14 protein-coding genes are annotated in these 14,330 nt (G+C 28.4%); all 14 read right to left on the bottom strand.

What is annotated here, in order from left to right; all coding sequences use genetic code 11:
• Nucleotides 1-9: 9 nt before the first annotated feature.
• The 14 genes from C8P67_RS13735 to C8P67_RS13670 are packed head-to-tail and all read right to left on the bottom strand — an operon-like array spanning nt 10 to nt 14,316.
• Entirely contained in the window at nt 10-921 is a 912-nt protein-coding gene (locus tag C8P67_RS13735; RefSeq protein WP_115813733.1) for a glycosyltransferase family 2 protein, read from the bottom strand.
• Nucleotides 908-1,906, bottom strand: a complete 999-nt coding sequence (locus tag C8P67_RS13730) for a glycosyltransferase family A protein (RefSeq protein ID WP_115813732.1) — start codon at nt 1,904-1,906, stop codon at nt 908-910. Before C8P67_RS13730 ends, C8P67_RS13735 begins: the two co-directional genes overlap by 14 nt.
• Nucleotides 1,907-1,917: 11 nt before the next feature.
• Nucleotides 1,918-2,610 (bottom strand): FkbM family methyltransferase, encoded by a 693-nt coding sequence (locus tag C8P67_RS13725; protein ID WP_115813731.1) that lies wholly within the window; start codon nt 2,608-2,610, stop codon nt 1,918-1,920.
• Between the two features lies 1 nt (nt 2,611).
• Nucleotides 2,612-3,817: a glycosyltransferase gene (locus tag C8P67_RS13720; protein ID WP_115813730.1), complete on the bottom strand. Its 1,206-nt coding sequence runs from the start codon at nt 3,815-3,817 to the stop codon at nt 2,612-2,614.
• A complete protein-coding gene (locus C8P67_RS13715; RefSeq protein WP_115813729.1) occupies nt 3,814-4,707 on the bottom strand; it encodes a glycosyltransferase family 2 protein in 894 nt (297 codons plus the stop codon). The genes C8P67_RS13720 and C8P67_RS13715 overlap by 4 nt, the downstream gene beginning before the upstream one ends.
• A gap of 1 nt (nt 4,708) precedes the next feature.
• Entirely contained in the window at nt 4,709-5,626 is a 918-nt protein-coding gene (locus C8P67_RS13710) for a glycosyltransferase family 2 protein (protein WP_115813728.1), read from the bottom strand.
• A complete protein-coding gene (locus C8P67_RS13705; protein WP_115813727.1) occupies nt 5,623-6,750 on the bottom strand; it encodes a glycosyltransferase WbsX family protein in 1,128 nt (375 codons plus the stop codon). The genes C8P67_RS13710 and C8P67_RS13705 overlap by 4 nt, the downstream gene beginning before the upstream one ends.
• 52 nt (nt 6,751-6,802) lie before the next feature.
• Nucleotides 6,803-7,768 carry a glycosyltransferase family 2 protein gene (locus C8P67_RS13700; RefSeq protein ID WP_115813726.1) on the bottom strand — a complete coding sequence of 322 codons (966 nt, stop codon included), beginning with the start codon at nt 7,766-7,768 and terminating at the stop codon, nt 6,803-6,805.
• Nucleotides 7,761-8,885, bottom strand: coding sequence for a glycosyltransferase (locus C8P67_RS13695; RefSeq protein WP_115813725.1), 1,125 nt, complete (start codon nt 8,883-8,885; stop codon nt 7,761-7,763). Before C8P67_RS13695 ends, C8P67_RS13700 begins: the two co-directional genes overlap by 8 nt.
• 9 nt (nt 8,886-8,894) lie before the next feature.
• Nucleotides 8,895-9,854, bottom strand: a complete 960-nt coding sequence (locus tag C8P67_RS13690; RefSeq protein ID WP_170141468.1) for a glycosyltransferase family 2 protein — start codon at nt 9,852-9,854, stop codon at nt 8,895-8,897.
• Nucleotides 9,851-10,987, bottom strand: a complete 1,137-nt coding sequence (locus tag C8P67_RS13685; protein WP_115813723.1) for a glycosyltransferase family 4 protein — start codon at nt 10,985-10,987, stop codon at nt 9,851-9,853. The genes C8P67_RS13690 and C8P67_RS13685 overlap by 4 nt, the downstream gene beginning before the upstream one ends.
• Nucleotides 10,984-12,375, bottom strand: coding sequence for a capsular polysaccharide export protein, LipB/KpsS family (locus C8P67_RS13680; protein ID WP_115813722.1), 1,392 nt, complete (start codon nt 12,373-12,375; stop codon nt 10,984-10,986). The genes C8P67_RS13685 and C8P67_RS13680 overlap by 4 nt, the downstream gene beginning before the upstream one ends.
• Nucleotides 12,376-12,379: 4 nt before the next feature.
• Complete coding sequence (locus C8P67_RS13675) at nt 12,380-13,522, bottom strand: acyltransferase family protein (protein WP_115813721.1); 1,143 nt, start codon at nt 13,520-13,522, stop codon at nt 12,380-12,382.
• 41 nt (nt 13,523-13,563) lie between these two features.
• Nucleotides 13,564-14,316 carry a class I SAM-dependent methyltransferase gene (locus tag C8P67_RS13670; protein ID WP_115813720.1) on the bottom strand — a complete coding sequence of 251 codons (753 nt, stop codon included), beginning with the start codon at nt 14,314-14,316 and terminating at the stop codon, nt 13,564-13,566.
• Between the last annotated feature and the right edge of the window lie 14 nt (nt 14,317-14,330).

Genomic DNA, 14,330 nt, shown 5'->3' with positions numbered 1-14,330 from the left:
CTCGCTTTTTTATTTAGGATGCCAATATATTTTTGTTTCGGCCAAATTACTAATTTCTTTGAACTCAAGTACTTTTAAACGATTTGATTGTCTATATAATTTTGGAAAATTTAAAATAATATCTCCTAATGCCTGTAAAATAGCAAAAGTAGCTTTAATATCTCCTCTTAAAACCCTTTTTTTAATTTGCATCCATAAAGTATAAAAAAACCTTCTTGGAATTTCATTTATTGGATAGAACAAAAAATACAAATACCAACCTGATCGTAAAGAACGCCTTAAACGAATTTGATAATCATTTTGTTGCCTGCGTGACTTTATATCTACTCGATGTTGAACTAAAATTGCTGGCAGATATTGAATTTCCCAGGCTCTTTTAAACAATTGAAAAGCGGCAAAATCTTCTTCGCCATAAAAAACAAACCAATCAGGATAATTGGGAATATCTTGCCATGCTTCCATATTCCAAACATGTCCACATCCTACAAATCCTTTTGTTCTTTCAATAATTTCGTTTGTAGATGTACTGTTAGGAAATTTTAATCCCCAGAATATTCTACAAGCAATAACACCGCATTTTGGATTAGAAACAAAATGTTTTTCTATATTTTCAAGTACGTTATCAGATTCAAAATGCGCGTCATCATCAAGCGAAATTGCATATTTTGCTGTAGTAAGATTTAACATTTGATTACGGCAATGAATCAATCCTTTAGAAAATTGATTTCTAAATAAAATAATGTCCGGAAAATGTTCTTCGATGAACGAGCTAGTTCCATCACTAGATCCATCATCAAAAATGATACACTCTACATCACTTTGAAGCAATAAATGCTGAATTTTTACTAAAGTAAATCTGAGATCTGAAAGTCGATTTTTAGTCGTGATAAGAATTGAAAATGTCGGCTTATCCTTTACCATATATTAAAGAAAATACTTTTTTGATAAATCTCTTTTTTACATGATATAATTCATAACTCATTTTCGAATTAAATAAATCATTTGATATTGAAAAGCTTAATTCATTTTTCAGAACTACATCATTTCCGTTATTATTGGCTTGTTGTAATTTAATCATCCAATCTTCCAGCTTATTTCCAATATGGAACGCATAGTTATTTAAAGTTGCTAATCTAAGTCTACCAGATTTATCAACAGGAACATCTACATAATTGTGCTCTGAATTTCCTCCCACAAGCGTTAAAGAAGGATTTGATGGAGATACTGTAAACAAAATATCCCTGTCAATCGTTAATACTTGATGGGCACTACCAATAATTGCTTTAACTCCTTTGCTTTCTAAAACGGGCCATTTTTTATTTTTATCTGTTTCGTTTTCCCAATTTATACTTGATAAAAACTTATTATAATTTTCAAGATTTTCAGGCAGTGAAACAAACTGAAATTTTACCTTTCTAAGCAAAATTTGTTTCAGCGTAGAACTTGTTCCTGCATATAAACCAGTACGAATTGGAATTGGAGAAACTGAACCTACATTTTTAAAAGAATAAAAAATCTCCTCTACTTTTTCTTGCCAGCCATTTACAAATAATATATCCGCATCAGTAAGCGTAATATATTTTTCTCTTGCACCTCGAGCAGCTCCAATTTGAGCATCTATTTTACCAATATTTAAATTATGAGAAATAACTGTATCTATTTTTTTGTCTTCGTAATACGATTCTAAAAGCGCACAAACTTTTTTATACGATCCATTATTGACAACAGTTATTGCAGCATTTGAATTTATTGTTGAAATCAATGAGTCCAAGCAAGTTTTAAATACAGCCAAAGAATCCTTGTAAAATCCTTCTTCATTAGGAATATATACTACTATAATTATTCTATGATGAGTATTTAATATTACTTTTTTTTCCTCTTTTTGAGGATTCATTCCTATTCTCATTTTTGAAATAATTATTGTTTATTATCCATTAAAAATAAATTTCCCAAATCTCCATTAATAACTGATTTTGCTACCAATCGATAATCAACTGTCGCTAAATAATGTACAATCTCTGAATTAATATCGTTTTGAATAGATAGATTACTTTCAACTAAAATAATCTTTGGCCTGTATTTATCCCAATCATTTGATTTTAAAACTTCTAAATCAAATCCCTCTACATCTATATCAAAAAAATCTAATCTATCTCCTTCTAAAATATTTTTATCCAAAATGTTTTTCAAATTGTATATAGGAACATCTAAAACATGCTTTATCTCTTTTTCTAAATTATGTTTTTGAATAAAATCTTGTTTTAGAGTATTCATTGCACTGTAATTATCTTTTAATTGATAATAAGACATTTTATCTTCTTTCAGTCCAATTGCACAATTAATAAAAATATCATTAGGTCTGAAAAAATCATATGCCTTTTTTAATTCAGGATTAGGATCAATACAAATACCTTTCCACCCTCTTAAATGAAAAAAATAAGTATTAGAAGACTTAACTGGATGCCAACATCCAATATCAACATAAACTCCTGGTTTTTTTTCTTTAATAAGTTTGTTAAGTTGAATATCATCTCCTCCTCCTTGAGAAAAACTAATATTATATCTTTTATAAATCTTCCTCCTGATAGTTTCTTTAATTTTTTTTATCATTTTATACTTTTAATATTTTGTCCAACTGATTCGCAAAACTGGCTTCTGAAAAATAATTCTCAAAAGGTTCAAATTTTTCATCTTTGCCCTTATAATCTTTGATTAGATTTTTTAATTTTTCTTTTATTTCAATTGAATTGTTAGAAGTTGCTATATAATTGTCATTTATAATTATCTTTCTTAATTCACATTCCATTGGTAACAATGCAAAAACTGGTTTGTTTAATGATGCTACAAAAGGTGCTTTGCCTAATAGTATATTACTGTAATCTAAATAACTTTCAAGAATCAAAATTATGTCTGCTTCATTTAATTGTTCATTTGCTGAGTTAGAAAAATCTAATCCATCTAAAATATGTATATTAGCACATCCTTTATATTTATTTTTTAATCGATTGGTTTCGGAACTCTTCAATCTAAAAACCATTTCTACATTTTCTTTAAAAAATTCATTTTCAAAACACAATTCTGCAAAAACATCTAATAAAATATCCACATTTCTCCCAAATTGTAATCCTCCATGATATGACATTGAAATAGCCTTTTGTTTTTTTCGCACTAAAGAATGATCTAACAATTCAAAAGCACTAGAGTCATATTGATGTGGTAGTGTATAAAACCTTTTATAATTGCCATAAATAATTTGTAAATCTTTGGCTAATAATGAAGATGGCGCCATACAAATTCTAGATACTTGAACTATTTTATACATTTCCTGAAAATCCAATAGTTCACGTTTTGTCAGGTCTTTATTGGAACTTGTATCAAAGAAAAATGGATAAGGATCATGAAAATTAATAATCGCTTCTTTCAGTATAGGTAAATCTTTTGATGCTAAAATGGTTTCATATTCTAAACCTGAACTTCTTATAAAAATCCTATCATAATCTTTATATGAAATAGCGGCAATTCTTTTTTTAAATTGATTTAAGTAATATGTCTTATAAATTGATTTCGTAAACAGTCTTCGATAAATTGCATTTGATAATTTAATAAGCAAAGGTGGCTTTCGTTTTATCAAATATTCTGATATTGAATCTGCGTTGAGTAATTCCTTATGATAGTCATGGCGATATCCCATAAAATAACAAAGGTCAATTGTAGCTTCTGGATATGACTTTCGTAATCTTGCAATAAAGGATCTTGAAACTATTCCTTCGCTTGTTCCCGACACTCTTAAGTCTTGCACTATCACTAAAAACTTCATTGAATACTTTTTTTAATTTTCATAAATAAGATCAAAAATCTTGAATATTGATCAAAATTAAGATACAACCAAATTAACTTGATCCATCTTAAAGGTGTTTTTTTATTATTTAGCTGTACTTTTTCAAGTCTGTCGAAAAGTGTAGCGGTTAACTCTTTGGGATATTGTTTTCCGTAGTTAGAAATCAGATAATAATAAAACTGAAACCAAGCCTTGTTTTTTTCAATTGAATCTCCTTGGCTCGTAATATTTTCACCACTTAATCTAAAGTATACTAAGGCATCGTTTGCAGTATAAATATCTTTCCCTGCAGAAAACTCCACAACCCCTAAAACATCACTAGACCAGGCCAATGGAAAGTCTTTAAATTTTATACTGTCTACTATCTTTTTTTTAAAAACATATTCACTTAATGAACTTCTAGTACCGCCTTTAAATTTTCGTATTAAAAAATCAGTTGCTTTTTCAATTTTGGGATGCTGATGAACCTCCGAGATTGCAATTCCATTTTCATCAATAACTTGCGTAGCAAAACGTACTACAGAAACATCCAGACTTTCTATTTCTTTTAAATTATTATAAAAAACTTCTATACAATTACTTTCTAAAACATCATCATCTCCCAAAATCATAACCCAGTCTTCATCATTACAAAGATTGAGACATCTGTTCCATTGTCGCACCAATGATTTCCCTCCTAAATTCTCGTCAAATCTATGATAAATAAAATCAAATCTGTTGGAATATTTCTCCAATAAAACATTTGGATTATTTGGACTCGCATCGTCACCAATATACACTCTATATTGTTTATTAGTTTGCCGCGCCAGTGCTTTTAAAGTTTCTTCAAAGAAATCAATCTTATAGTATGGAATAACTAAAGCCAACATACTATTTAGATTTAAATTTTAAGACAAAAGAAAATAAATATCTTGCTAACTTCAAAAGCCCAATTTTTTGAAAAATTTTTTTAACTAATAGTCCGAATTGATAAGTATTGGACTTTTTTAAATTATCTTCTCGATTTCTCCAATAAATATTTCCTTCATTAGAACTTGTTAAAACAGCTTCGTAAAGTATTCTAAATTCTGCTTCGTTTAAAAAAGATTTCAAGAAATTAATTGCCTCAAGTGTTTCATTAAAAAAACCACCAGTTTGAGTTCTTCCTTTGGGATTTATTCGATAAAAAGCAAGTTGTTGAGGAATATAGAATGTTTTAGGGGATTTTTGAAAAATCCTCAACCATGTAACCCAATCTTCCTGAGCTGTTAAACCCAAGGGAAATTGAATATTTTCTAACAAAGATTTATTAAAAACCCAACAATGTATTGGAATTGTGAAACCATTATTCCAATATCGTGCTAGATTATAAAAACTAAATTCGAAATCTCCTAATTGTGAAAATGGTGGATATGCTTTAGCAATATGACTTTCAAACAAAAAGTAATTAGTGCATACCACCTCAACATCATACTCATGGACAGCCTCAATTGAAAGTTGAAGTTTATTTTCTGCTAATAAATCATCGGCATCGAGAAATTGTATAAAATCTCCTTTTGCTTTTTCTAAACCTAAATTCCTACAACTACTTACCCCTTCGTTGTCTTTTTTAAAATAAACAAATCTATTATCTTTTGCGATCCATTCTTGAGCAATTTTTTCAGTGTCATCTAAACTGCCATCATTTATAATAAGGCATTCCCAATTCGTATAGGTTTGGATAAGTATTGAATTTAAAGTTTCGTCCAAAAATTCACTCTGATTATAACACGGAATTATAACAGACACTAACTTATCAAATTGTTTCATAACAAGTTATTATTTTGTTTTACATTCCTGACAGCTTCAAGCCATTTACGTCCAAATTTGCCGTCTGGTTCAAGATGGTTGCCTTCTGCCCATTCATTCCATGATTTGATTATAACGATCTGCGGGTTCTCTACATTTTTAATCAAATTCTTTACAGCCATTTGCAAATGCTCTTGCCAAAGATGAGGCGTTGAATTTCTGAAAATCAGTGCCTTCTTCCCACTTCTTGCAGTATTATCCCAATTAGGAAAAACTTGTGGGATAGACTTTTTATTTTGTAATTCTCCATTGAGCTTTTCGACTCCTTTTTTATAATCAAAAATCAAAGGCTTAGTTCGCTCATCTATATGACCATTGATCTTTAATTTTCCATGAATATTTTTTTTTATCTTTTTATTGATTTTAGCAAAAACACTTTGATTTTCAGAACCGTAACGCATTTTGATAAAAATGCCCGAATCTACTTTTCCAAATATTTCATTATGACCTAAAGCAAAATCATCTGAACTAATAGTAGCAATAAAATGAATTCCTTTGAATCCATTTTCAATTGCTAAATCATTAAACAATTTTAAAAAAGACTTTATATCTGGAATTTCTTCCGGTTTGTATATATGGAACATTGGTTTGCTATCAATTTTGATATAACGCTCATCTTTAAAAAAAGGCAATAGATAATTAAAATAAGATTTATATGCTTCTACTCCCTGATATAATTGTTTTATTAAAACGTCAGAACTATGCAATCCATGCCAAATTCCTTTCCAAGTTTCATTTGCCCAACAAAAACAAAATGGAATCGTAATTTTTTTGTTTTCCAACATCGCTTCTGCCGGTCCTTCGAGTAACATTTTATCTTTTCCGAACCAGTATTGATAATAAATAAATCCATCAATACCATATTCTAACGCCATTTTTGATTGCTCTTCTTGTACTGCTGGTACTCTTAAATCATAAAAGCCTAAATCTGCTGGCAAAATAGGCTGATAATGTCCTTTAAATAAAGGCTTCGCCTTTACTACATTTAACCATTCAGTAAAACCTTTTCCCCACCACAAATCATTTTCCGGAATTGGATGAAACTGTGGCAAATAATAAGCTAGAAATTTAATTTTTTTTATCATTATTTAAATATATTCTAAATCCTATCCTTTTAAAATTCTTTTAGACAATCAGCTACTCGATTTTATAATTACGTATTCGCTTTTCGATTTTATAACTTCTTTTTCTTAAAATAAAAAACGAACTACCCCAAAAAGAAAATTCTATAAAAAAAAGAAAATTAATTTTTAATAAGAGTGCCGAAAATTTAAAAAAAATATAAAACACATTTTTATAATGTTTATTTTCAACACTTTGAATATAATAGTTTACTATTCTATATACTTGATATTTTATTAATTCAATATCTTTAATTTTAATACTCCTTTCCAAATTATTTAATGCTATAAAAACCATCGATTCTTTATTAGGCTTAATATAAACATTATCTTTGAGAGAAATTGAATTTGAATGTTGTCGATAAAGGAACAAAGGTTTATTAACTATGTAATAGTCATTTTCTTTTAAATTAAAGAACAAACGCGAAAAGAATTCAAATTCCTGTCCTCTTGTCATTTTAGTATTAAATTTTTTTTCCCCAGAAAGACATTTCCTTTTGAATAAGACAGATGGAGTTAATACCTTACTTTCCCAACGAACATAATCATTAAATAAATAATTTTTTATTACTAAATCATAAGGTTCTTTTTCACCTGTTATTGGATACCAATAAAATCCTGGACACATAACCATACTAATCTCATCAGAAAAACAATTTACTTTTTCTGATATATAATCTGGCAACATTAAATCATCACTATCAAACCATTGAATAAGTTCGCCTTTGCTTAATTCAAAACCGTAATTTCTGCACGAATTTGCTCCTTTAGATAAATTAGATGGTCTTTCATGAAATTTAAATCTTTGATCTTTAATAGCATAATTCTTGCAAATTTCTAAAGTGTTATCATTCGAACCATCATCTACAACAATACACTCCCAATTTTTGTAAGATTGTAATAATACAGTTTTTAATGTTTCTTCTATAAGATATCCTCGGTTATAAGCGGGTATTATAATAGAAACTAAAGGGTTATTCATTTGTGTTTTTAATTATTTTTTCAATTAAACTGTCTATTACGCTTAGATGCTTTTTCATTGTAAAATTAATTTTTATTCTCTCTTTTCCATTAATTCCCATTTTTTCAGCCAAAACTTTATTTTCTAGAAGCAAAATCATATTTTCTGCCATAGTTTCTATATCATTTTCTTCTACAAGAAATCCTGTTTCGCCTTCAATAATAACATCACTAATGCCCGCATGTTTTGTCGAAATTACTGGAAGTCCAGCAGCACTTGCTTCTAATACAGCCACAGGAGTTCCCTCTTGATCACCATTAAATGCAGTAACAGAATGTTGCACAAAAGCCAATCCATTAGATAAATATTCCATAAACTGTACTCTATCAATAATCCCTGGCAGTAAAACAGATTCTTCTAATTTTAATGCCTTTATAATATTAATACAAGGTTCTAGCAATTCTCCCTCCCCTCCCATAATTAATTTTGCTTCAGGATAAAGATCATGTACTTTTTTAAATGCTAAAATAGTATTATAAGGTGCTTTTTTATTAACGAACCGTCCTAATGAAATAAAATTTGATTGGCTGAATTTAGGAACAATATTTAAAAACAAATCATTTGGTGCACATGCATTATATATTACTTTTTCTTGCGGACACCCAAGCTCAATTATTTTTTTTTTCATTGAAATTGAAACAGCAATCACGTATGTACTATAATAAAATACTTCTTTATAATAATTGCAATTTTTAATTACAGATCCAACAGAAGCATCATAACCATGAAAATGTGTAATTAATGGCACATTTATTTGTTTGCATACATTAACAATTTTATTTGCCGTTGTTCCATATTGTGCCAAAACAACTTGTATCTTGTTTTCTTTAAGAGAATGCATGAAAGCTGTTTCTGCAATTGAAAGTGTTTTCAATCCCAGTTTGCGTCTTATTTTTACAGAATAAGTAATTCTTTTATTACCCAATTTACCAAAACCTTCTAAAGATTGTGGTACTTCACCTTTGAAATAATAATAAATATTTCCTTGTAGCCCGTTTTTTTGTTCTTGAATAAAAGTTTCAGAATACGCATTTTGAGAAGGAGAAATTATGGCTATTCTATTTTTTTGTAATTTCATAAAATCCAGTTACGCTAAAATTGCAAATTTTCTTATTAGTTTATGTAAAGTAAACTTGTTTTTAATATACATCTTTACGAAAGAGAAAAACGAGATATTTTTCAATTTTATATCATAAAAAGATTTCGTATAAATCGCTTGATAACCGTGCAAATCAAACCATTTAAGATATAGCAAATACTCTGACTTTAAATTTATAATCTGCTTCGAATGCATAAAAGATCGCACGACCTTTTCTTCGAATAACCTAAGTTTTTTCTTTTGAATATCCTTATGATTGCGACTTACAGATTGATGGTCTCTAAAATAATTTAATGTTTCTGATAAAAAACACACTTTAGACTTTAATGCTATCTGAATCCAAAAATACCAATCACCACACATTTTCATATCTGTTAAAGAGCTTGAAAAAATGGAGTTTTCTAGTAATTCTCTTCTAAAAAGCACTGCACTTGCATTGGGAATTACATTAAAAAAACTCAAATAAGATTCAACAAATTCCTTTCCGTCTTTAACAAAGCTCATCTCCCATATATTAGGCTGGAAACGATTAGTATAATTTATTCTATGATTTAAACAAACACCATTTTCATCGATATCATTTGTTTGACAATAAATAATTCCATTCGAATGATCTTCATTGCTATAATTTACTAATTTTTTCAAAAAAGTTAATTCACAATAATCATCACTTTCGGCAATCCAAATATATTCTCCTTTAGCCAATTTAATTCCTTTTTGCCATTGCTTAAAAGGACTTCCTGAATTTTCTTTATTTATTACTAAATGTGATACTTTAGGGTGATTAGCATATTGGTTTAAAATAACTAAACTTTCATCGGTACTTTTATCATCTAAAAGAATGACTTCAAAATCTTGAAAGGTTTGATTGAAGACACTGTCAAGTCTTTGAACCAAAAAAATTGCATGGTTATAATTAGGAATAATTATGGAAACTTTTGGATTCAAGCTGAACAATTTTTTTTAATTATCGAAAAAAGTTGAGGGCTAATTAGCTCAGGCGTAAACTTAGAAAAAACAGTTTTATTAAACGCACCATGCTCAGATATTAAATCTGGGTTCATATAATACTCTAGAACTTTATTCCCCATAGTTTCAATATCTAAATAAGGAACTATAAATCCTCCGCCTTGTTCTAAAATTTCATTTGTTCCTACTGCTTTATCAAAACTGATTATTGGTTTGCCCATCATACCTACTTCTATGCAAACCAACGGAAATGGATCTTCTCTCGAAGTCATTAAAAACACATCAAAATCTTTGTAATAATTTTCAGGATTTTCAACTTCTCCAACAAATATAACTTTGTCTTTTAAACCTAATTTTATTAAATCTTCCTCTATTACAACTTGCTCTAATTTTGAAATTTGACCAACCCAGATAAATTTAAAATTATGCGCAGGATGGTGTTGATACATATAACGGGCGACTTGAATAAAAACATCGTGTCCTTTCCTCCAATGAACTGTCCCAGAAGCTCCAATTATAAATTCTTCGCCCTTTTTGTTTTGTTTCTCTATCTCATACATTAAAGCAAATTCATAAACGACAGCAGTTTTATTTTCTGGCACTCCCCAATTAGAAACTAAATTGGCTTTTACCATTTTAGCAGGAGTTATAAATTGATCAACCCTATCGACATAATTTTTAAAATCTGGCAAAATCAATTTAATAACTGCATTAAGCTCATGCAGGTGTGCTATAAACTTAGCAGAATTGTTTTTTGACACTAATTCAAAAGCCAATTTAATGCTTGCAATAGTATTAGCATATACCACATCATAATTATTTTGGCTTAATTCTAAGAACAGATTATCTTTTAAGTTAGATTTCTTCAACCAACCTAATTTTAATAAAATTCGTTCCTTTCTATTTAGTCTTTTTTGTGTTGTTTTTATTTCATAATCAAAATAATTACTCGCTACTTCCTTAAAATCATTTTCTAAATTCCCTCCTTTTAAAACTAATAAATCAGCTTGAATTTCAGGCTGATTAATTTTCAACCATTTCAAAAAATGAAATAGTACTATTGGTGCTCCAGTTCTTGAGGCATCGTGGGATATGAATAGGATTTTTTTCATTTATAAAAAAATCTAAAAAATTTCTTTGAAATTCTTTCCGTAATTTCCTTAAAAATCAAAATCTTTAAATCTAATAATCTTTTAAACTTCAAATTACTTACAATGATAGCTTCATATTTAAATTTGATCTCCAGAAATTTATGCGGATAATTTCCTTTTCTATCTAAATCTACATTTTCAAGCATTTTTCTCATAAAAAAAATGTGATTATTATATTTTTCATCAGATAAATTATCCGCAAAAAAAGATAATTCATTATCAATCATATAAGCCATAAAATATTCAAATTTTTCTAGTCTATTAGGGAAATCATCCATACTAATCCAATGTTTCATAACCTCCTTTCGATTCAAATCTTGAAGTTCATAAACAATATCTTTATTACTTAAAATAGATTTACCCAATTGTAAAACAGGCTTTTCATAAATCATAGCTTCATAAATTGATGTAGAATTTACTGTACAAAACAAATCGGATTGCTCTAGACAATCAAAAATTGATATATCAAAAACCCACTTACCTTTTAGATTGTTTGACTCAATTGCCTCTTGAAATTCATCTTCGTTTCCATCAAAAAAAGGATGTTTTTTAATCAATACAAAAACATCACCTTTTATTTGCCCCAATTCCGAACAAAACCAAATAAATGCCTCTAAATTAGACTTGAAAAAAGGAGAATATAAAAAATTTGATGTATCATTGTCTAATTGATTTGCAAACAATATAATCTTGGTCGTCTCACAAATATTAAATCTTTTCCGAATATTTACTGGTACATTATTTGTTGGTTGCTGCCACCATGTATATTTTTGAAGAAGATAGTGATTTTTATATTTTAAATAACTTTCATTTGTTCCAAGGTTAATAACAGCATATTCCTTTTTAGCAATCGCGGTTCCAGCAGTAATTCCAACAATATCAACATGCCAAGTTTTAGGAAGACAGCCTCTTTCAAAATAAATCAGTGGGATTTTGCGTTTTAAAACTTCATCTTTTAAAATTAACTCTCCAGCATGTTCTCCATTTCCCAAAACAACTAGTGCTGGATTTAGTTCATTCAACAAAATTTCGTATTTATATTTTTGAAACTTAGATGCCGTTAAACGATCATTAAGAGAATTTCCATACCATATTTTTTCACGTTGCAAATATTTTTCAAAGTACAAATCATCTGAAAAAACATTTCCGTTAAAAAAACCAAAATCAACATCATCTAACTTTTCTACAAAAGAATAATTAAAAAAATGACATTGGAATTGTGGTTTTACATGAGCCATCACAAATAGTTCATATCCTTCTTTCATTAACTCAATTGATAAATTATTCCAGTAGGATGTTTCCTCTTTTGTAAAATTTGTATAACCAAAAACTAAAATATATTTCCTCATCTATTTAAGACTTGATTTTATCTATAAATAATTTACCTTTTCTAATGTAAAACAGTTCAATATACTTATGAGTAAAATATGAAAAAAATACAGTGAAAAAAATTGAAAACACAGACAATATAATTAAATGTAATTTTTGTGAAATGACAGGAAAAAAGTTTAAAATAATATACTGAATTATTATAATGACTAATAAATGAGATAAGTAAATACTATATGAGATTTTACCTAGATAAACAATTATCTTGTTGCTGAACACACCAGCAATAACTGAAATATAATTTTGCCTTTCTGGGTTTGAAAAATCTAATAATAAGCTAAAGAAAACTAACCACGTAAGATAAGGTATTAATTTAAAATTAAAGTCCGAATTTAATAATAAAAATGAAGCTAGGACTAGACTAATAGGGAAAAAAATAATTTTAAAAAACACACTGCAAAATGATTTGTAAAAATAATAAGAAACTCCTCCAATAAAAAAAAAATCAATATGCATTGGCAAAAATGCTCCAAATTCTATGTCATCAATCTGTTTTCCTATAAAAAAAAATAACATACAAAATAGCGAGATAATAGGTATTGCCCATTTTTTGTCTTTTCTTAGAAAAGCATAAACAAACGGAGCAATGATATAAAACTGCCATTCTAATGAGATACTCCAAGCAGGTCCTAAAAATGCGCCAGGTGAATCTGTTATTAATGAATTTGGTACTATTCCATGCAACATTGTGAGGTGAAGCAAAATATGTTCGAAAATATTTCCCCACCACGAATCTATTCTTTCTTTCAAAAGACCATCTCCAACTTGAGAAAAAGGAAAAATCGACGAGAATTCTATAGAATTTGCACTATAAATAAGTGAAAATGGAATAGAAATCGCGAATAAAACAATAAAAAGTGGCCATAAACGGAAAAATCTTCTAATTACAAATTTAACATAAGTTTCTTGTTTATTATCAAGTAGATAAAATATTACAAAACCACTGATAATAATAAAAATATCCACTGCATACCATCCAGCGCGAAAAAATTTCATGATGCCTGTCAACCTTTCAAATGAGTAGCCACAAACTCCCAACAAATGATCAAATATCACCCAAAGGGCTAAGTATCCTCGTAATCCTTCAATAAGTGGCACTTCTTTCATATATCATTAATAAAATCTTATTCTTTTAGCAAAGAAATAATTTAAATCCAATTCAATTCTTTAATATCTCCATTAAAAGGTTCTGTAAAATTATCGGGGAAAAAATGAAGCATTTTTTTTATATCGCCAGCATCGAAGTGTAATTCTGGATAAGATAGTATAGATTCTTTTTTCAAAATAATGCTAATATTATACCCATATGATTTTACTGAAATATTTTTGCAGTTAAATCCTGCTAAGATTAGTTGATATATTAAGAGTCCTGCATTCCATAAAGTAACATGACCTCCCACAATTTCATGTTTCAAAGGAGGAACCGTTATAGCCAAAATCCCACCCTCTTTTAAATCAGAATGAATTTTTTTAAGAAAAATATTTGGATTTGGCTGGTGTTCTAAAACATGTGATGCCCATATAGCATCAAATTTTGCATCGAACTCATATTCATAATAATCTCCAAAAATACAATAATGATTTTCTTCTCTTTTTTCAAAGTATATAGATCGTCCATAATCTATCGACGTAACTTTTTTTCCACTTTTTTTTAAAGCGTCACTATGCTTACCCTCTCCACTACCAATATCTAAAACAGTATCAAAGACAAAATTAGTAATTAATTTCTCCATAGTTTCTCCTGCAAAAGGTAACTCACTATAGGGTTCATTAACATTACCATTAAAGAAAAATCTTTGATTTATTGAGACAGTACTATTATTTAAAGGATTTAGATTATTATTTATTCTAATTATTTTTAGTTTAAAACAACTTAAAATTTTATTAATTATTTTTTTCATAAGAAACTTTAATC

The sequence above is a fragment of the Flavobacterium aquicola genome (assembly GCF_003385115.1).
In the GTDB taxonomy this organism is placed as follows: Bacteria; Bacteroidota; Bacteroidia; order Flavobacteriales; family Flavobacteriaceae; genus Flavobacterium; species Flavobacterium aquicola.
Note: the sequence above shows the minus strand (reverse complement) of the source record. Positions and strands in the feature narration are given on the sequence as shown.